Below are 20,461 nucleotides of genomic sequence, written 5' to 3'. Positions count from 1 at the left end.
GTAGTGAGATGAATAGTGAAATGGATGGTGCCAATAGAATGGCTAAGCGAATAGAAAGTTAAAAGAAACTACTTCGATTGTGTAGCCATATCCATAATCTCATTGGTATAAGCCTTCTCTGTATCCGCAGCCTGCTTGATCACGCCGAATTTGAGCGCGATATCTGCGGTCTGCTTGAACATGGTGCCATCTGTATAGCCCATTTTTGTTTTATCAAAGCCATCCGGTAGAATTAGCTTTGCAACCTCCTGCATCATTTTGAGTTGATGCTCCTTCGTTGTACTGCCCGATTCAGCCTGCTTCATCACGATATCGACTGCACCCTCTGGATCATTGATAGCATCCTGCCAGCCCTTGAGTGAAGCACGCACGAACTTGGCGGCAGTTTCTTTGTTGTTTGCCAGCCATTCGCTATTGGCGAACAGATTGTCCTCCAGCATCGCAACGCCTTCCTTATTCATATCGATCACATTCATATCATCCGCCTTCACACCGGATTCGATGGCGACCTGGTATTCGTTATACGTCATGGCGGAAGCGGCATCAAGTTCACCATTTAGGAACTGATCCATCGTAAAGCCCTGCTTCGTGAAGCTGAGGTCTTTATTCGGGTCGAGCTTGTATTTATCGAATAATGCCAGCACCTCGAACTCATTGCCGCCCATCCAGTTGCCCACCTTTTTGCCTTTGAGATCAGCAGGAGATTGGATGTTGGCAGACTTTTTAGAGATCAGCACCAATCCGCTTTTTTGGAAAATTTGGGCGATCTGCACGAGCGGCATTTCCTGCTCCTGACTGGTCAGCAGACTTGCAACCCAATCGACACCGATATCGGCTGAGCCACCGGCGACCTGCTGTTCAGGTACAATATCCGGGCCGCCGGGCAGAATTTGTACATCCAAGCCCTCATCCTTGTAATAGCCTTTGTCCAGTGCGACATAATAGCCAGCGAATTGCGCCTGTGGTACCCATTTGAGCTGAAGCTTGACGGTGACTGGTTCTGCCGACGCTTCAGTGCTGCCTGTTTGTCCGGCGGCACTTGTACTTTCATTACTGCTGCCTCCACAGCCTGCCACGATCAGACATAGCGATAATACAACTATCAGCAGCATACTCATCCGTGTATTCCAACCCATCATCTTCATTCATCCATGCCCCCCTGTATATTCGATTACAATAGATATTTCTGGATCTATCGTATGTGCTACCACTCTCCAGATGCGTACCCTTTCATGGCACAGAGCCATGCTGCTTTATACATCTTGCTATATAAGCGTATTGCTCGATGCCTGTGAACCAGCATGTTGAGCGTTATTTTGTCTCAACACGCTGTGATGCATGCCAGCGAATGAGCCCTTTTTCCAGTCGTTCTACGATGAGATAGAAGATCACGCCAGCGATAGCAGCCAGTACGATACATGACCAGCCAAGCGGCATTTTGGCAACCTTGATCGAGTTGGAGAGTAGATAACCAAGCCCTTGCGAGGAGAAAAAGAATTCACCGACGATCGCACCGATCATACTCGCGGTAGCATTGATTTTGAGCGCGGTGAATACATGCGGCAAGCTATTTTGAGTCCGCAAATAACGAAAGATCCCTACTCGTCCAGCAGCATAGGAATGCATCAGATCGAGTGCGAGCGGATTGACCGAGGTCATTCCTTTATAAGCATTGATCGCCATCGCCGCCATAGTAGTGACCGTCACAATCGCCACTCTGGAGCCGATGCCATCACCAAACCATAGATTCATCACTGGAGCCAGTGCAACGATCGGCACGGCATTCATCGCTGCAACCACGATCAGACTCGCCCCACCCCAGCGCGGCCATGCTGTAGCGATTAGTGCGATGACAAAGCCGAGTGCTGAGCCGCATAACATGCCGAGTACCGCTTCGGTCAGCGTATACCCAGTATAGGAAAGGAGCATGCTCCAATTTTCCATCATCGCATTAGCAATAGCAGAGGGGAGAGGAAGCTGGTACTTTTTCAGATCAAGTATGCGGTGGAACACTTCCAGCTGCCATAATAGTAAGAACAATACACCCGCGAGCAAGGGCAACCAGATGGTCGAGCTATTTATAAGTGTCTGCCAGGGGGACGAGCGGCGATCCGAGCGAGCTGCTTGTGAAGTGGAATGATCGGATGATCGAGATGCAGAATGTGAAGTTGAGGCAGGCGAATGAGCGGAAGTGGAAGGATGACTCGATTCTGTAGCAGATGGCGTGCGAGTATATCCATTTTCCATTACTGTTCACCTCCTCGTGTTCGGAACTCCGGCTGCCAGGGTGCAATGATGCGTTCGATCAGACTGATCACCCAGTAGCTCAGAATGCCAAGTAATGCACCTACAACGACAGTCGACCAGAACATATACACATGAGAGGGGCCGTAATACAGATTGCGCAGCATGATTACGCCGATACCATGCTGCGCACCCATCAGCTCTACCAGAATAGCTCCAGTTACTGCGAGGGGAGCAGCGATTTTTAATCCACTGAATAAGCTTGGCAGAGCGGCTGGAAATCGAAGCTTCCAGTACACCGACCACGGCGTGGCAGCATACGAATACATCAATTCCAGTGCAGACGGCTCGACACTGCGCAGACCACGCAGCATATTCAGCGCAACCGGGAAAAAGGTAATATACCCGGAAATGATAATCCGTGATATGTATTCATCACGTACAATACCGTAGATGATCGGTGCCAGCCCTAAAATAGGGATCATTTGCGAAGCGACCGCATAGGGAAAGGTTAAGCGTTCAATCCAGCGTGACACGCTCATCAAGATCGCGAGTAATACGCCAGCTGCCGCTCCAATCACAAAGCCAATCGCTGCATTGCCAAAGGTCGCACTGCCTTCCTTGAGTAAAGTTCCGCTATACTGTACACTCGTTGTCAAAATCGCATGTACATAAGGAAGCTTAGATTGTGCTAATGGGACTTGAGCCAGATTCAGTAACGCCCACGAACCTGCTTCCCATAACAACAGAATCGCTACAATCCATACCAGCGCAGGCACGAATCGATTTCGCATGAATAACGCTCCTGATCTCATCGCCTCACTCACACCCCTTCAAAGCTATCTCGAATCCTTGCAATCAGTTCGAAAAATTCAGGGCTATTACGCATCTCCGGTGTGCGTGGACGGGGTAGCGGAATATCTACCACTGCAGATAAGCGCCCTGGATGAGGGGAGAGCACGAATACCCGATCGGACAGGAAGATCGATTCTGGAATACTGTGCGTGACAAATACAATCGTATTTTGCACCTTGCTCCAGATCGACAGTAGCTCTTCATTTAATCGCTCGCGTGAAAATTCATCCAGTGCGGAAAAAGGCTCATCCATCAGCAGAATTTCCGGCTCCATCGCCAGTGCGCGCGCAATCGCTGCACGTTGCTGCATTCCACCACTGAGCTGCCACGGATATTTATCTGCAAAGCTTTGCAGTCCAACTAGCTCCAATAGCTCCATTGCACGAGCATCACGTTCCTTTTTCGGTACCTTCATCATTTCAAGTGGAAGCGCGACATTATGCCTGACCTTGCGCCAGTCATACAGCACCGGACTTTGGAATACAATGCCATACTTACGCGCAAGTCTTGCCTCGCGTGCACTCTCGCCTGCCACCGTAACCGAGCCTGTCGTTGGTTCCAGCAGATCCGCCATTAGGCGTAGTAACGTTGTTTTACCACAACCCGAGGGCCCAAGCAGTGAGACGAATTCGCCTTTAGCAATATCCATACTAACCTGATGTAATGCCAGCACCTCAGTATTGCCCGTCCGATAACGCATCTCTACATTACTTAACTGAATTTCTGGCATTCCCGTTCCGACTGACGGTACAGGCATTGTAGACATCGATCATCGCCTCCTACATCAAAATACAATCTGTCATTACAACCTACATCCAAGCTCATTACGAACTACATCCAAGCCATACAATAAAGATTAGGAATATTGATGACATATAATTGAACATGTAAATAGTTTTTATCATAATCGCTGTTAATATAACTTCTTACGGCGTTAGTATAACACCTTAAATCCTTTGATTTGTGATCTTGAGTTCTTTATTTTCACGTTATGTGTCTACATCATGTTCTGTTGACTAACATCATACTTGCAGCATTCTACCTATGCATTAGACAAAAAGTAAGATAGCTCCCATGAAATTGAGTCAGTTTGTCTATTTTGTTCCCGTTATATGCTGGTAAAATAGCAATTCGATAGCGCTTACTCCTACGCACATCCAAAATGAGGGGGAATTGCAAAAGTATTACCGAACAATAAAAGGAAGCGATAACATAAACATTCGTATTTTTCGATTGACAACAACTAAACAGTATCCTAGAATGTAACAGGTAAGTCATAACGATATGGCAAAAACAACATGAACACGGATAAGCTTCACAATATCGACAGTTATAATGTTTTCGTATAATCCTGTGAATGGGCACAGGAGTCTCTACGTGATCACCGGAATGATCTCTCTACGGAATTCAGATATATAACCTGTTGCTTCTGGGCTAGATTAAGAGTAGTGGAACGTTTGTTTACTACATACATGATCGGGAACAGAAGTGCAGGTGCAATCTGACCTAGAGACCCCGATGAGTAATCGTACGCATCGGGGTCTTTGTCGTTTTCTTATCCATATTCAAAAAAACAGGGGGACATGTATTCATTATGGAGCGTTTCTTTAAGCTACGGGAACACGGCACGAATGTAAAAACAGAGATGATCGCAGGTCTGACAACATTCATCACGATGGCGTACATTTTGTTCGTTAACAATCTGTTCTTAGGACCAGACGGCGCGGGTATTCCTGCACAGGGCGTATTTTTTGCCACAGCGGTAGGTGCAGGTCTGGTTACGATTTTGATGGGACTATTTGCAAACATTCCGGTTGCACTTGCACCAGGTATGGGCTTGAATGCTTACTTTATGACAGTCGTACTTAGCTCCAATGGTATGATCACCTGGCAGGCTGCACTGGGTGCGGTATTCCTATCCGGTATTATTTTCATCATTTTAACGATTACAAAGGTTCGTCAGCTGCTACTAGTGGCCGTTCCTCATTCACTGAAAATGGCGATCACCGTCGGTATCGGTCTGTTCGTCACCATCATCGGTTTGAAGCTTGGTAATGTCATCTCCGTATCCGCAACAGTAACAGGCGTAACCGATGTAAGTCAGCTGGCTGGCCCGGTAACGGTAAAAGGCGGTAACTTCCAGCTTGCTCTGAGCGACTTCGTTCATAACAAAGATACGCTGCTGTCTCTGATCGGTCTGTTCCTGATTGGTGTACTGATGGTCATGCGTATCCGCGGCGCACTATTGATCGGGATCGTGTTATTGACACTGATCGGAATTCCAATGGGATTGACCGATGTGAGCAGTCTATCGCATGCACAATGGCTGCCGTCGTTCGATAACCTGGCAGTCGGTCAACTCGATATCAAAGGCGCTATTGGTCTTGGTTTGTTCGAGATTGTATTTATCTTTACCTTTGTCGAGCTGTTCGACACCTTCGGTACACTGGTCGGTACTGCTGAACGTGCAGGTCTGTTCAAGAACCGTAAAGAAGGCGAGAAAAAAGTCAGCAAAGCGATGCTCGTTGACGCTGTTGGTGTAAGTGCAGGTGCCGTTCTCGGTACAAGTACGATCACTTCTTATGTAGAAAGTACATCCGGCGTTGCAGCAGGTGGCCGTACAGGTCTGACTGCGGTAACAACTGGCGTACTGTTCCTGCTCGCACTGTTCATCGCTCCACTGGCACTGATGGTTCCATCGGCAGCGACAGCTCCAGCGCTGGTCATTGTGGGTGTACTGATGATGAGTCAGGTTCGTAATATCGTATGGGACGACTTCATGCAAGCTTTCCCAGCATTCCTGACTATTATCTTCATGCCATTCACAAACGGGATTGCCAATGGTATCTCCGCAGGTATTCTGTCCTACGTAATCCTGGGCTTCTTCGCGAACACCTTCACAGGCTACAAAGTGAAAGTTCACTGGCTGATGTGGATTCTAGCGATCATCGTTGTAGCTCGTTATGTATTCCTCGGTTCGGAATAATCTAATCGTATTTCTATGAAGGTGAGCAGAGTAATCTGCTCACCTTTAGTCTATGTTTGAATCCGATATACAACGATGAATGATGTTAAGAACTGATCTGTAGCAACGATGCATCTAGAGAAATCAAAGAAGAGCGACACGATAGCTACCTAGCTATCGTGTCGCTCTTCTCTATAAAAGTCGCTCTTCTCTATAAAAGTCGCTCTTCTCTATAAAAGTCGCTCTTCTCTATAAAAGTCGCTCTTCTCTATAAAAGTCGCTCTTCTCTATAAAAGTCGCTCTTCTCTATAAAAGTCGCTCTTCTCTATAAAAGTCGCTCTTCTCTATAAAAGTCGCTCTTCTCTATAAAAGTCGCTCTTCTCTATAAAAGTCGCTCTTCTCTATAAAAGTCGCTCTTCTCTATAAAAGTCGCTCTTCTCTATAAAAGTCGCTCTTCTCTATAAAAGTCGCTCTTCTCTATAAAAGTCGCTCTTCTCTATAAAAGTCGCTCTTCTCTATAAAAGTCGCTCTTCTCTATAAAAGTCGCTCTTCTCTATAAAAGCCAATTCCCAGGATGGCTGGCTAACTCTTGAACCGTATTCATAAACAAGCCAGCATGATAACCATCACACACCGAATGATGAACCTGCAACGACAATGGCAAAAAGATAGAGTCATCTTTATGAATGAATTTTCCTGCCGTAACAATAGGCAGTAGGTAACGACTATTGGTAATATTCAAGTTGAATCCAGTAAACGCCGTCCACGGAATCATCGAAAGAGAAAATACATTTTCAGGCACAGGCATCTTAGGGAATAGCTTAGCCGAAGCTTGATAGATTTCGATATCCGAAATGCAGGCATCGTAAAACGTCTGAAAATCACTTACAACAGGAGTCGATATCGCAGAGAATGACTCGGATGCTTGATCAAAAATAGTATACAGTGGTTCCAGCGTATCCCAATAACCCAGTTCCCCATGACTATTGTAGCCCGTTCTAAAATTAACGTGTGAATTGATCACCTTAGTAATCAAGAAAATAAATACAGGATAGAAGCGATATCCTTTTTGCTTGGTAAACTGATATAAAGCATGGATGTCGATTTCATTCGTCAGGCTAAATGAAGTGTTTTGATTCATATAATGGTGAAAGGTTTCCGTTCTCTTCCAGGTATTAAAATCAATTGGATTAAATCTCATTCGATCTGCCTCCTAAATTTTAAATATGAAACGAATTTAGGAGGCAACGTTGTCTGTTTTTTTCATTCAAACTCATCCTTAGTTAAGAGTTACCTGATATTTTAGCACAACAAAATCCTTTTAAGCTGGCTTTATTGTCCTGATTATTCCTCTAAAGCCCCAAATCGATCATTTGCTTAAATAACGACCCCATTATATCCAGCTAATTTGTAATGCATACCTATGTGGCGTCTAATAGCTTCTAACATGATAAGAACTAATTCATTTAAAGTATAGAGAAGATATATAAGAATGCTTATGCATATAGGCATACTGATATAAACGTGAATTAAAACATAGTCATACCATATAAGATACGATGGAGAGACATTGAGAGACGATGCCTTAACCTAATGTGTGCGTATACACCAAACATATCGGCATCTCTAATAAAGCATGGAGACAAAAATATAAAAGTGAGCTTACTATCTATTAAGATAGATAATAGAATGCATTGAAAATCACCTATACAATAACTACCTAATTTATAGTGGGAAGAATTTAAACCGCAGATTGAATGCTAACGGTTCTCCTTATTATGCTAGGATGAGTAAAGGCTATATTATTAGCTGTGCAATAAAGAAGTACAAGCGATATTAAGATAGAATACAAGATAGCACTGTCAGCCTGATAAAATAAATTTACAAAAGGGGTTGCTTTCTTGTTTCGATCTATGGTATATTCTAATTCCGGTCGACAAACAAACAAGTTTGCTGGCTGAACAAAATAATCTTTCCAACCGGTTAGCTACACTAAGTAGCCAACACAATCTGCTTTTCAAACTCACGTCAAAACGAGCTTGAAAACAACTTCAAAAAAAGTTGTTGACAGATGGTTGATGGAATGATAAGATATAAGAGTTGCTGCGAGAGACGCTGAGCGGCAACGAAAGAGCTTGATCTTTGAAAACTGAACAACGAGTGAGTGAAGAACTTAGTTCTTCAAAATATAGAGAACAACAATGTTCTCGCCAGCAACAAAATGAGCACGTCAAACACTTTATTGGAGAGTTTGATCCTGGCTCAGGACGAACGCTGGCGGCGTGCCTAATACATGCAAGTCGAGCGGAGTTAATAAGAAGCTTGCTTCTTTGAGACTTAGCGGCGGACGGGTGAGTAACACGTAGGCAACCTGCCCTTTAGCCTGGGATAACTACCGGAAACGGTAGCTAATACCGGATACTTTCTTTTTCTGCATGGAAAGAGAACGAAAGACGGAGCAATCTGTCACTGAAGGATGGGCCTGCGGCGCATTAGCTAGTTGGTGGGGTAACGGCTCACCAAGGCGACGATGCGTAGCCGACCTGAGAGGGTGATCGGCCACACTGGGACTGAGACACGGCCCAGACTCCTACGGGAGGCAGCAGTAGGGAATCTTCCGCAATGGGCGAAAGCCTGACGGAGCAACGCCGCGTGAGTGATGAAGGTTTTCGGATCGTAAAGCTCTGTTGCCAGGGAAGAACGTCTTGGAGAGTAACTGCTCTGAGAGTGACGGTACCTGAGAAGAAAGCCCCGGCTAACTACGTGCCAGCAGCCGCGGTAATACGTAGGGGGCAAGCGTTGTCCGGAATTATTGGGCGTAAAGCGCGCGCAGGCGGCCGTTTAAGTCCGGTGTTTAATCCCGAAGCTCAACTTCGGGTCGCACTGGAAACTGGAGGGCTTGAGTGCAGAAGAGGAGAGTGGAATTCCACGTGTAGCGGTGAAATGCGTAGAGATGTGGAGGAACACCAGTGGCGAAGGCGACTCTCTGGGCTGTAACTGACGCTGAGGCGCGAAAGCGTGGGGAGCAAACAGGATTAGATACCCTGGTAGTCCACGCCGTAAACGATGAATGCTAGGTGTTAGGGGTTTCGATACCCTTGGTGCCGAAGTTAACACATTAAGCATTCCGCCTGGGGAGTACGGTCGCAAGACTGAAACTCAAAGGAATTGACGGGGACCCGCACAAGCAGTGGAGTATGTGGTTTAATTCGAAGCAACGCGAAGAACCTTACCAGGTCTTGACATCTGAATGACCGGTGCAGAGATGTGCCTTTTCTTCGGAACATTCAAGACAGGTGGTGCATGGTTGTCGTCAGCTCGTGTCGTGAGATGTTGGGTTAAGTCCCGCAACGAGCGCAACCCTTATGCTTAGTTGCCAGCACATCATGGTGGGCACTCTAAGCAGACTGCCGGTGACAAACCGGAGGAAGGTGGGGATGACGTCAAATCATCATGCCCCTTATGACCTGGGCTACACACGTACTACAATGGTCGGTACAACGGGAAGCAAAGCCGCGAGGTGGAGCCAATCCTTAAAAGCCGATCTCAGTTCGGATTGCAGGCTGCAACTCGCCTGCATGAAGTCGGAATTGCTAGTAATCGCGGATCAGCATGCCGCGGTGAATACGTTCCCGGGTCTTGTACACACCGCCCGTCACACCACGAGAGTTTGCAACACCCGAAGTCGGTGGGGTAACCGCAAGGAGCCAGCCGCCGAAGGTGGGGTAGATGATTGGGGTGAAGTCGTAACAAGGTAGCCGTATCGGAAGGTGCGGCTGGATCACCTCCTTTCTATGGAGAATCGTTTCCGGAGAGCGGAAACATTCAAATATAAGTCGTTTGAGTAATCAGACGCGGGTCACTAGTTGACCGACACTCACTCGTTGTCAGTTTTGAAAGAGCAACCCTCTTTCAAGTTGATCCTTGAAAACTGGATACCGAAACGAAACATCGCGTTTTAGAAACTGTTCTTAACTGACACTGTGTAAACAGGATCGGTCATGAATATGTAAGATATAGGTTCTTCTGTAAAGAAGACCACCAACTAGGTTAAGCTAGTAAGAGCACACGGTGGATGCCTAGGCGCTAGGAGCCGATGAAGGACGTGGCGAACAACGATAAGGCCTCGGGGAGCTGTAAGCAAGCATTGATCCGGGGATGTCCGAATGGGGAAACCTGACTGGATTCATCTCCAGTGACTCACATCTGAATACATAGGGTGTGGAGAGGCAGACGAGGGGAACTGAAACATCTAAGTACCCTCAGGAAGAGAAAACAAGAGTGATTCCGTCAGTAGCGGCGAGCGAACGCGGAACAGCCTAAACCAAGAAGCTTGCTTCTTGGGGTTGTGGGACGTCTCTTTGGAGTGATAAAAGAGTTTGGTAGATGAAGAGGTCTGGAAAGGCCCGCCAGAGAAGGTGAAAGCCCTGTAGTTAAAATCAAGTTCTCTCCGAGACGGATCCCGAGTAGTGCGGGGCACGTGAAACCCCGTATGAATCTGCCAGGACCATCTGGTAAGGCTAAATACTCCCTAGCGACCGATAGTGAAGCAGTACCGTGAGGGAAAGGTGAAAAGGACCCCGGAAGGGGAGTGAAATAGAACCTGAAACCGTGTGCTTACAAAAAGTCAGAGCCCGATTAATGGGTGATGGCGTGCCTTTTGTAGAATGAACCGGCGAGTTACGTTCCCGTGCAAGGTTAAGGTGAGAAGCCGGAGCCGCAGCGAAAGCGAGTCTGAATAGGGCGACTTAGTACGTGGACGTAGACCCGAAACCGGGTGATCTACCCCTGTCCAGGATGAAGGTACGGTAACACGTACTGGAGGTCCGAACCCACGCACGTTGAAAAGTGCGGGGATGAGGTGGGGGTAGCGGAGAAATTCCAATCGAACTCGGAGATAGCTGGTTCTCCCCGAAATAGCTTTAGGGCTAGCCTCGGAAGATGAGTCGCGGAGGTAGAGCACTGATTGGGTGCGGGGCCCGCAAGGGTTACCAAGCTCAGTCAAACTCCGAATGCCGCAGACTTTATTCCGGGAGTCAGACAGTGGGTGCTAAGGTCCATTGTCAAAAGGGAAACAGCCCAGACCATCAGCTAAGGTCCCCAAGTGTGTGTTAAGTGGGAAAGGATGTGAAGTTGCACAGACAACCAGGATGTTGGCTTAGAAGCAGCCACCATTTAAAGAGTGCGTAATAGCTCACTGGTCGAGTGACTTTGCGCCGAAAATGTAACGGGGCTAAACACACCACCGAAGCTATGGCTTGATGCTTTGCATCAGGGGTAGGGGAGCGTTGAATTGAGGTTGAAGGTATACCGTAAGGAGTGCTGGACACAATTCAAGTGAGAATGCCGGTATGAGTAACGAAAAGATCAGTGAGAATCTGATCCGCCGAAAACCTAAGGGTTCCTGAGGAAGGCTCGTCCTCTCAGGGTAAGTCGGGACCTAAGGCGAGGCCGAAAGGCGTAGTCGACGGACAACAGGTTGAAATTCCTGTACCACCGAAAGCCGCTATGAGCAACGGGGTGACGCAGGAGGGTAGTGACGCAGGCTGATGGATGCCTGTCTAAGCAGTGAGGCTTGTGTGTAGGTAAATCCGCACACTTTAAGGCCAGGCTGTGATGGGGAGCGAAAATTACAGTAGCGAAGGTCATGATCTCACACTGCCAAGAAAAGCCTCTAGCCAGGAAGCAGGTGCCCGTACCGTAAACCGACACAGGTAGGTGAGAAGAGAATTCTAAGGCGCGCGGAAGAACTCTCGTTAAGGAACTCGGCAAAATGACCCCGTAACTTCGGGAGAAGGGGTGCCCCGGTAGTGTGAATAGCACGAGGGGGCCGCAGTGAAAAGGCCCAAGCGACTGTTTAGCAAAAACACAGGTCTGTGCGAAGCCGCAAGGCGAAGTATACGGGCTGACGCCTGCCCGGTGCTGGAAGGTTAAGGGGAGTGGTTAGCGCAAGCGAAGCTATGAACCGAAGCCCCAGTAAACGGCGGCCGTAACTATAACGGTCCTAAGGTAGCGAAATTCCTTGTCAGGTAAATTCTGACCCGCACGAATGGCGTAACGATTTGGGCGCTGTCTCAACGAGAGATCCGGTGAAATTTTAATACCTGTGAAGATGCAGGTTACCCGCGACAAGACGGAAAGACCCCATGGAGCTTTACTGCAGCTTGATATTGAACTGGGGTGCGATTTGTACAGGATAGGTGGGAGCCTAGGAAGAGGGAGCGCAAGCTTCCTTGGAGGCGCCGTTGGGATACCACCCTGATCGCATCTGAGTTCTAACCTGGTACCGTGATCCGGTACGGGGACCGTGTCAGGTGGGCAGTTTGACTGGGGCGGTCGCCTCCTAAAATGTAACGGAGGCGCCCTAAGGTTCCCTCAGAATGGTTGGAAATCATTCGAAGAGTGCAAAGGCAAAAGGGAGCTTGACTGCGAGACCTACAAGTCGAGCAGGGACGAAAGTCGGGCTTAGTGATCCGGTGGTACCGCATGGAAGGGCCATCGCTCAACGGATAAAAGCTACCCTGGGGATAACAGGCTTATCTCCCCCAAGAGTCCACATCGACGGGGAGGTTTGGCACCTCGATGTCGGCTCATCGCATCCTGGGGCTGAAGTAGGTCCCAAGGGTTGGGCTGTTCGCCCATTAAAGCGGTACGCGAGCTGGGTTCAGAACGTCGTGAGACAGTTCGGTCCCTATCTGTCGTGGGCGTAGGAAATTTGAGAGGAGCTGTCCTTAGTACGAGAGGACCGGGATGGACGCACCGCTGGTGTACCAGTTGTTCCGCCAGGAGCATCGCTGGGTAGCTACGTGCGGACGGGATAAGCGCTGAAAGCATCTAAGCGTGAAGCCCCCCTCAAGATGAGATTTCCCAGTATGTAAGACCCCTTGAAGACGACGAGGTAGATAGGTTGGAGGTGGAAGTGTGGCAACACATGGAGCTGACCAATACTAATCGGTCGAGGGCTTATCCTATCTTCTAAAATCGCGATGATTCGTTTCGGATTCAGTTTTCAGGTGATTAACCTGTGCAACAACGTTTGGTGATGATGGCGGAGGGGTTCCACACGTACCCATCCCGAACACGACCGTTAAGCCCTCCAGCGCCAATGGTACTTGGACCGCAGGGTCCTGGGAGAGTAGGACGTCGCCAAGCACATGAGGAAGAGACACGATCCATAATGGATCGTGTCTCTTTTTTTGTTGTTTTCTGGTATTACCTTTAATTGTATATTACATAATAGAGTCGTCTGCGTTATGCTATAGGATAGGGTTTAGTGTAAGGCAGTGAGGGCGAGAAGAACTATGGGAGAGGAAAACATGCAAAGATAGAAAGTAAAGTAATGAACAGTAAAATAATAAATAAATAGTAGCGTAATAATAAGATAGACATAAGCAAGCTACACACAGAAGCGCTACACATAAAAGAGCTACACACAAGAGCGTTATTAAAAAGAGTGATAGGAAGCCAAGCAGAGTGAGGGGTGCGAATTAGAGCGATTGGTAGCATATAAGAATTAGAGTGGTTGGTAGCATATAAATGGATAGCATATAAATAGAGATGACGATCGTATTTGGCGTTTAAAGCGAAAGAAAGGCGATGAATATGCTGCATGTGTTGAGGAAATGGAATACGCTTCGCAATCAGGTGCTGTTTGTGTTTCTGTTTGTGATGGTGATTGTGTTGCTGGTAGTTAGTGTGATGACGTTTCGACCGATTTCTTCAATGCTACAGGCGAACACGGAGCATCAGATTCAGCAGGTGGCGGTGGAGGCAAATGGGCGCTTTGAATCGTTATATGAACAGGTGAATATGGTATCCAAACTGGTGACGACGAATGAGAATGTGCAAAATGTATTGCTACGTAGATATCATAACAATGAAGTATCTTTTAAGGATCGGCAGGAGCTAAAAGGGATTGTAAATACGATTCAGGCGAATTCGGATGGTATCTCTTCTTTTGAGCTATATACGAAGCAGTCTGAGCGCATTTTGCCGTTGGATGGGGTAAGTCCAACCGGGCGGATTACCGAAGAATGGATTGCACGAGCCGATCAGGCTGGGGGGCGGTTAGTCTGGCTTGGTGATGATCCGACGGATAAGAACTATTTTTTAGCGATTCGACGGGTGAATTTGATGGAGCAGCATTATACGACAGGTGGCTATTTACTTGTGAGTATGTATCGTTATTATTTTCAATTTGCTAATCAGCAGCTGGCGAGTGCGGCAGATCAGTATTCGATTTTGCTAGGTCAGAATATGGAGACGATTAATTCTAACTATAATGGGTCGTTGACGACGATTATCGATCATCCGCAGCAGATGCCGATCGTAGAGCTAGATGGGCAGCAGTATATTATGGCAAGGCAGCTGTCTGCGATTACGGGCTGGACGGTTTTGATTTTAACTCCTGTAAGCGCTTTATACGAAAGTATTCATGTGCTCCGTAACGGGATTGTATATGCAGGAGTAATTGGCATCGTGATTTATTTTATTTGTTCGTATTTTCTATCGACGCTGATTACGAAGCCAATTGTGCGCTTAACTCATACGATGCAGCAGGCGATTGCAGGGCCGATGACGCTGAATCCGAAGATTAACACGGTTAACGAGATCAATGAGCTGAATAGCACGTATAATCAACTGGTTAAAGAAACGAATCATTTGATCAAAATGGTGTATGAGAAGGAGATCATTCGTAATCGGAGTGAGCTTAAAGCGTTACAGGCACAGATTAATCCGCATTTTCTATTTAATGCACTGGATGCACTGCGCTGGTCATTGGAGGATAAGGAGCAGGAGGAGCTAGCTGAGCAGGTTGTGGCAATGTCGAATCTGTTCCGTTACACGATTACCCGTCAGCATGATGATGAATGGGTGCTGCTACGAGATGAGTTACGGCATATCGATAATTATATGGAAATTATGAAAATGCGCTTTGGGGAGCGATTGCATTATCGTGTGAGGGTACCGAAGGAGGCTCTGGGTGTACGTATTCCACGTCTGCTTATTCAGCCATTGGTGGAAAATGCAATTTTGCATGGAGCTGGAAATAAGAAAGGGGACAGTACGATTACGATATCGGCTGAGCCTCAGGAGGAGCGGGAGCAATTACAGATCATTGTACAGGATGATGGGCCAGGCATGTCAGCGGAGATGCTGGAACGTGTGCAACGCTCGATGGAAAATGGGGGCTTTTCGGCATATGGAGGGATGATCGAGGGGCAGATCAAGAATGCAGAATCGAATGGAAATGGCATTGCTTTATCGAATGTGTATCAGCGGCTACAGCTTTATTTTCCAGAACAGGAGGGCTCGCGTATTCATATTGAGAGCCGATCTAGAAAGGGAACAAGGATTAGCTTGGTTATTCCATTTCATACGGCTGAGGTAAGGCAGGGGTAGAAGCTATATGGAGGTAATGTAAAATGGATAAATATCAGTAGCGTAGAAAAAGAGATGTGGCGGATGAAGCTACACAGTAGCTCGCCGATGTATGACAGCTGTAGATTGGATGAAGCTATACAGTAGCTTGCTGATGTATGATAGCTGGAGGTTAGATGAAGCTATATAGTGGTTCACCGAAGCATGATAGCTGGAGGTTAGATTAGAGCGAGCTGCATAGTGGATCGCAATGCATAAAGCCTGAGTGTAGATGGTAATGAGTGATCTCCTATTCTTGAGACAAAACTAACTAGCAGTAGCCCAAAATGCCCTGTAGTGTGTCTTTAAGATCAAGCATTTGATACAGTATAATGCATCACGATGTGCTGCAATTCGGAATTGAATCAAAGCAAACTGCGTATAGATTATGGTATCGGGGAGATCGGATGTAGGATGAAAAAAGCTGTATAGTCCATCCAGCTATACGCTAGCATAGGCTTGCTTCACAGTAAGTCAGAGCCCGATTAATGGGTGATGGCGTGTCTTTTGTAAAATAAACCGGAAACGATAGGATGGATCAAAATATATCTTAAACAGAGTTTTGCTAGAACAGATAACGATTAGATCAAAGGGGGCAATGCATCGCATGTACAGCAAAACGATTTTGATTGTGGATGATGAGCCGCGTACACGGCAGGGATTGAAAAAGGTGTTGGATCAGTGGTGTGAGGGAAAGTATCAGGTGATTATGGCTGAGAATGGCGAGGAAGCGATTCATATTGTCGGTCGACAGCAGATTCATGTGTTGTTAACGGATATTCGCATGCCGGAGATGACGGGGCTGGCAATGCTACAGCAAATACGAGCGCAGGGGCAAACGCCTGTCGTTATTTTAATCTCAGCGTATTCAGAATTTGCCTATGCGCAGGAGGCAATTCGGCTTGGAGTAGTCAATTATTTGCTGAAGCCGATCAGTAAGTCGGATCTAATCGATGCTGTGGAGAATGCGCTTGAAGTGGAGGCGAAGCAGACGCGTGCGACGATGATGGAGAAGGTTGTAGATGATAAGCTGCTCCAGGTGAATGAGAAGAGCCAGACAGCGGGGGAACGTATTCGAGAGGCAATCCATTATATCGATACCCATTTGCAGGAGGAGCTGACGCTGAAGGAGCTAGCCGACTATATTCATTTGAATCCGAGTTATTTGAGTGTGCTTTTTAAGGAGCAGATGGAGCTGACGTTCAGCGAATATGTAACCCGTCAGCGTATGCAGCGTGCGAAGGAGCTACTCATTTCGACCAGCTTGCCGATCAGTGATATTGCGGAGCAGTCGGGATATCGGACGGCGAAGTATTTTATTAAAATATTTAAGGAACTGGAAGGCATCACGCCAAGCACGTATCGTAAATCGGTGCGTTGAGAGGGTAAGGAAAGCAGGTGGAGTTGCTGTTATTTTTGCTTTTATCTATGTGCTTCTAAATACTACTACAGATGAGGGTGTAAACTGTGACTCTATTGATTGTAGCTCTCTATGCGATTTAACCAGGATAAATCCACTTTAAATACCAAATCCCCAAACAAAAGAGAATTTTTACCAATGGTTGTTGCCTTATGTGGATTCGAGTCAACTGCTAGACTTGAGCTATAGTCAAACGGCTATGAACCCACAAAGGAGGTAGTTTCATTGTTAAAAAAGAAAGCGCTTCCCCTAATGTTGGCTGTATTGCTGATGATGTCTTTTGCCCTTGCGGGCTGTGGTTCTTCTGCCAACAATGCGGATGGTAGTAATGCGGCTAGTGGTGGACAGACGGTAATTAAATTTATGCACTTGTGGCCGGAGGGTAGCTCGAAGGCGCAATATACGATCGTGAACGATATTATTCAAGATTACGAAAAACAGCATCCAGATGTGAAAATCCAAACGGAAATTCTCGGTAATGATCAATATCGTGAAAAGCTCAAGGTGTTAGCTTCATCCAATGAGCTTCCGGATGTAGGCATGACCTGGTCAGACGGCTTTTTGAAGCCTTACGTGGAAGGTCAGCTGTTCACACCGCTGGATGATGTAATTGATGCGAACCTCAAGGATGCGTTCATTCCGGGTGTGAAGGAATCATACGCAATTGATGGCAAAACATACGGCATGCCGCTGGAGCTGAACATTTCCTATATTTTCTACAACAAGGAAATTTTCAAGAAATACAATCTCCAGGTACCTAAAACATACACAGAATTCAAAAATATCGTAAATACGTTGAATCAAAATAAAGTCATTCCAGCAGCAGTAGGTAACAAGGAAGGCTGGCCAGGCTCATTCTGGTTTATGTATCTGGCTGATCGCATCGGTGGGCCAACGATTCTGACGGATGTGATTCAAGGAAAACGTAGCTTTAACGATCCAGATATTCTAAAAGCAGCGACGGAGGTTCAAAATCTGGTGGATATGAACACATTTGAAAAAGGGAATAGCGGTCTGTCCAATGATGAAGCAAAGGGCTATTTTATGAATGAGCAGGCAGCGATGTTCCTGACAGCAACATGGGAGCTGCCAAACTACACGACTAGCAAGGATGTACCGCAGGAATTTAAAGATAAGATTGGTTACTTCAAATTCCCATTGTATGAGGGTGGAAAAGGAACAGATATTAACAGCTATGTGGGTGGCCCGGGTGTCGGTCTGTTCGTAGCAGATCATTCTCAGGTGAAGGAGCAGGCGAAGGACTTTGCTGCTTTTCTAGTGAAGGAATGGGGCAACAAATCGGTGACCGATGCAGGTGTGATTCCAGCTACGAAGGTGGATACAGCAGACAAGAAGCTTGATCCGATGTATGTGGAGATTTTGAAGGATTTGAGTGGAGCTTCCAACGTAACAACGTACTTTGATACTCAGGCGAGTCCGAATGTAGCGGAGCTGCATCATGATCTGATCGCGGCGCTGTTCGGCAAGCAGATTACACCACAGCAATTTGTTGATCAGACGGCGGCTGCGCTGGAAGAGGAAAAGCAGCAATAACGTCGTTACACTGTGGAATGGGATCAAAGGGAGGCAATCCATTATGAAAGCTGTCATGTCCAACAGGGCTGCGATTGCGATGTATGTACTGCCGGCACTGCTATTAATTATGGTCATTATCTACGTCCCACTCGTGCTTACTGGATACTATGGGATGATGGATTGGAAGGGCTTTGCGCCGATGAAGTTTATCGGGTTAGGCAATTATAACAAGCTGATCCACGACTCCATGTTCTGGAAAAGCACATATCATTCGGTACTGCTCGGCATCTTCTCTACGCTTAGCCTGTTCATCTATTTAGCGGTATCGATGGTGCTGGCAAGCCGGATCAAAGGCGCTAATCTATTTCGTAAAATTTATCTCATTCCGATGCTGCTATCGTCGGTTGCAATTGCACAGCTCTGGTCGAAAATCTATGACCCGGCAAACGGAATGCTGAACAATCTACTAATGGCATTTGGCGTAGAAAATCCACCTTTATGGCTGTCTGATCCGAATATTGTGCTGTATTCGATCTTCGTACCGATTGTATGGCAGTATGCTGGATTCTACATCATTATTTACTACGCTGCTCTAAAAAATGTATCAGAGGAAGTCGTAGAGGCAGCAACGATCGATGGTGCAACCGCATGGCAGGTGGCGACGCGTGTGAAGTTGCCGCTTATCGCTCCAGTGTTCAAGGTGACGATTATTCTTGCACTGGTCGGCTCACTCAAATATTTTGACCTGATCTTCGTTATGACGGGCGGTGGGCCGAACCATGCGAGTGAGGTTATGGCTTCGTACATGTATGGCGAAGCGTTCAGTAAATACAACTTCGGGTACGGAAGCGCGATTGGTTTTGCTTTGCTGGTGATCTGTCTGCTGATGACCTGGCTTATTCGCAAACTGACGGCATCGAACGAAGATGTCCAATACTGAGGAGGGAAGGGACCAATGAGTGAATTGGCTGCACGTAAGCGATCCGATGCAGACTCGGGCACGCATGTAAAAGCAAGATGGGTAGGACGAATTGGCTTTGGTATTCTATATCTAATACTCGGTATTCTGGCTGTCATTCAGATTTATCCGTTGCTGTGGCTGTTCCTGTTCTCTTTAAAAACGAATCAGGAAGTGTTCGGCATGTCGCCATTTGCACTGCCGCAAAATCCGCAATGGGGAAATTATCCAAAGGTATGGAGCCAGGGGCATATTAATCTTTATTTCCTCAATAGCGTCTGGTATACGGTAGCAGCGGTTGTTTTGACGATTGTGCTGGCGAGCTTTGTGACCTTTGCGATTACAAGAATGCATTGGAAGCTAAGCAAGCTGGTGTTGGGACTGTTCATCATCGGTTTGATGATTCCACTGCATTCGACGTTGATTCCGCTGTTTAACTTTTTCAAGCATGTGAATCTGATTGATAATCCGCTCTCGGTCATTTTATCGTATACAGCGTTTAATTTGCCGGTAACGATTATGATTTTGCTGGGCTTTTATCAGGCGATTCCACGTGAGATTGAGGAGGCAGGAGTGATCGATGGCTGCTCGGTGCATCGGATTTTCTTCCGTATCGTGTTGCCGCTGACGACACCGGTGATTGCGACAACGGCGATTATTAATATGATCTATAACTGGAATGAATTCGTATTTGTGAATACATTTATTAGCTCGGATCGTTGGAAAACGCTGACGGTTGGGGTGAACAACTTTGTCGGTCAGTATTTAACCGATTGGGGTGCGATTGGCGCGACGCTGATGATTAGCATTATTCCGATTCTGGTGGCGTTTTTGCTGCTGAGTAATCGGATTGTGGAAGGGTTGGCTGCTGGGTCGGTGAAAGGTTAAATAGTAAGTAGAATAGGATTGTATCGTAAAATGTATAAAGATACATTAGAGCAGTGAGGAGCAATGATATATCTTTATGCCGGAATCGTCGCAGAAACATGTATGAAAATAGTCTTGTGCGAAAATAGCGCCCCTTCTAATAAAGAAGCGGCGCTATTTTATATGAATAGGATCA

At 46.7% G+C, this 20,461-nt stretch carries 11 protein-coding genes, 3 rRNA genes and 1 riboswitch; of the genes, 9 read left to right on the top strand and 5 right to left on the bottom strand.

Going from position 1 to position 20,461, the window contains the following annotated elements:
• Positions 1 to 68 precede the first annotated feature (68 nt).
• From SK066_RS20575 to SK066_RS20560, 4 genes are all read right to left on the bottom strand, one after another.
• Entirely contained in the window at positions 69 to 1,145 is a 1,077-nt protein-coding gene (locus SK066_RS20575; protein ID WP_320542811.1) for an ABC transporter substrate-binding protein, read from the bottom strand.
• Positions 1,146 to 1,311: 166 nt separating this feature from the next.
• Positions 1,312 to 2,247: an ABC transporter permease gene (locus SK066_RS20570; RefSeq protein ID WP_320542810.1), complete on the bottom strand. Its 936-nt coding sequence runs from the start codon at positions 2,245 to 2,247 to the stop codon at positions 1,312 to 1,314.
• Positions 2,247 to 3,038: an ABC transporter permease gene (locus SK066_RS20565; protein WP_320542809.1), complete on the bottom strand. Its 792-nt coding sequence runs from the start codon at positions 3,036 to 3,038 to the stop codon at positions 2,247 to 2,249. Before SK066_RS20565 ends, SK066_RS20570 begins: the two co-directional genes overlap by 1 nt.
• A gap of 29 nt (positions 3,039 to 3,067) precedes the next feature.
• Positions 3,068 to 3,856: an ABC transporter ATP-binding protein gene (locus SK066_RS20560; protein WP_407673834.1), complete on the bottom strand. Its 789-nt coding sequence runs from the start codon at positions 3,854 to 3,856 to the stop codon at positions 3,068 to 3,070.
• Positions 3,857 to 4,420: 564 nt separating this feature from the next.
• Positions 4,421 to 4,520: riboswitch (purine riboswitch) on the top strand.
• 173 nt (positions 4,521 to 4,693) lie between these two features.
• Between SK066_RS20560 and SK066_RS20555 the strand changes: the two genes are divergently transcribed.
• Positions 4,694 to 6,085, top strand: coding sequence for an NCS2 family permease (locus tag SK066_RS20555; protein ID WP_320542807.1), 1,392 nt, complete (start codon positions 4,694 to 4,696; stop codon positions 6,083 to 6,085).
• Between the two features lie 532 nt (positions 6,086 to 6,617).
• On the opposite strand, the gene catA is transcribed toward SK066_RS20555, so the two are convergent.
• Positions 6,618 to 7,265 carry a type A chloramphenicol O-acetyltransferase gene (catA, locus tag SK066_RS20550; RefSeq protein WP_320542806.1) on the bottom strand — a complete coding sequence of 216 codons (648 nt, stop codon included), beginning with the start codon at positions 7,263 to 7,265 and terminating at the stop codon, positions 6,618 to 6,620.
• A gap of 1,038 nt (positions 7,266 to 8,303) precedes the next feature.
• Between catA and SK066_RS20545 the strand changes: the two genes are divergently transcribed.
• From SK066_RS20545 to SK066_RS20510, 8 genes are all read left to right on the top strand, one after another.
• Positions 8,304 to 9,856 (top strand): 16S ribosomal RNA (locus tag SK066_RS20545).
• Between the two features lie 256 nt (positions 9,857 to 10,112).
• A 23S ribosomal RNA gene (locus SK066_RS20540) occupies positions 10,113 to 13,035 on the top strand.
• Between the two features lie 64 nt (positions 13,036 to 13,099).
• Positions 13,100 to 13,216: ribosomal RNA gene (gene rrf, locus SK066_RS20535) — 5S ribosomal RNA — on the top strand.
• Together the 16S, 23S and 5S rRNA genes form the textbook arrangement of a ribosomal RNA operon.
• A 444-nt stretch (positions 13,217 to 13,660) precedes the next feature.
• Positions 13,661 to 15,466: a sensor histidine kinase gene (locus SK066_RS20530; RefSeq protein ID WP_320542805.1), complete on the top strand. Its 1,806-nt coding sequence runs from the start codon at positions 13,661 to 13,663 to the stop codon at positions 15,464 to 15,466.
• A 625-nt stretch (positions 15,467 to 16,091) separates the two neighbouring features.
• Positions 16,092 to 16,865: a response regulator transcription factor gene (locus SK066_RS20525; RefSeq protein ID WP_320542804.1), complete on the top strand. Its 774-nt coding sequence runs from the start codon at positions 16,092 to 16,094 to the stop codon at positions 16,863 to 16,865.
• 264 nt (positions 16,866 to 17,129) lie between these two features.
• Entirely contained in the window at positions 17,130 to 18,458 is a 1,329-nt protein-coding gene (locus SK066_RS20520; protein WP_407673710.1) for an extracellular solute-binding protein, read from the top strand.
• A 43-nt stretch (positions 18,459 to 18,501) separates the two neighbouring features.
• On the top strand, positions 18,502 to 19,380 hold the full coding sequence (locus tag SK066_RS20515; protein WP_320542803.1) for a carbohydrate ABC transporter permease: 879 nt from the start codon (positions 18,502 to 18,504) through the stop codon (positions 19,378 to 19,380).
• Positions 19,381 to 19,395: 15 nt separating this feature from the next.
• The gene (locus SK066_RS20510) at positions 19,396 to 20,286 is read left to right on the top strand and encodes a carbohydrate ABC transporter permease (RefSeq protein ID WP_188777977.1); all 891 of its coding nucleotides are present in this window, start codon (positions 19,396 to 19,398) and stop codon (positions 20,284 to 20,286) included.
• Positions 20,287 to 20,461: the final 175 nt, after the last annotated feature.

The organism is Paenibacillus hunanensis, from assembly GCF_034055775.1.
Taxonomy (GTDB): domain Bacteria; phylum Bacillota; class Bacilli; order Paenibacillales; family Paenibacillaceae; genus Saccharibacillus; species Saccharibacillus hunanensis.
Note: the sequence above shows the minus strand (reverse complement) of the source record. Positions and strands in the feature narration are given on the sequence as shown.

Bases quoted from the DNA above. Each gene is read 5' to 3' on its own strand.
- SK066_RS20575 (WP_320542811.1), bottom strand. From the start codon at position 1,145: ATGAAGATGATGGGTTGGAATACACGGATGAGTATGCTGCTGATAGTT.
- SK066_RS20560 (WP_407673834.1), bottom strand. From the start codon at position 3,856: ATGCCTGTACCGTCAGTCGGAACGGGAATGCCAGAAATTCAGTTAAGT.
- SK066_RS20515 (WP_320542803.1), top strand. From the start codon at position 18,502: ATGAAAGCTGTCATGTCCAACAGGGCTGCGATTGCGATGTATGTACTG.
- SK066_RS20525 (WP_320542804.1), top strand. From the start codon at position 16,092: ATGTACAGCAAAACGATTTTGATTGTGGATGATGAGCCGCGTACACGG.
- SK066_RS20530 (WP_320542805.1), top strand. From the start codon at position 13,661: ATGAATATGCTGCATGTGTTGAGGAAATGGAATACGCTTCGCAATCAG.
- SK066_RS20510 (WP_188777977.1), top strand. From the start codon at position 19,396: ATGAGTGAATTGGCTGCACGTAAGCGATCCGATGCAGACTCGGGCACG.
- SK066_RS20565 (WP_320542809.1), bottom strand. From the start codon at position 3,038: ATGCGAAATCGATTCGTGCCTGCGCTGGTATGGATTGTAGCGATTCTG.
- SK066_RS20570 (WP_320542810.1), bottom strand. From the start codon at position 2,247: ATGGAAAATGGATATACTCGCACGCCATCTGCTACAGAATCGAGTCAT.
- SK066_RS20555 (WP_320542807.1), top strand. From the start codon at position 4,694: ATGGAGCGTTTCTTTAAGCTACGGGAACACGGCACGAATGTAAAAACA.
- catA (WP_320542806.1), bottom strand. From the start codon at position 7,265: ATGAGATTTAATCCAATTGATTTTAATACCTGGAAGAGAACGGAAACC.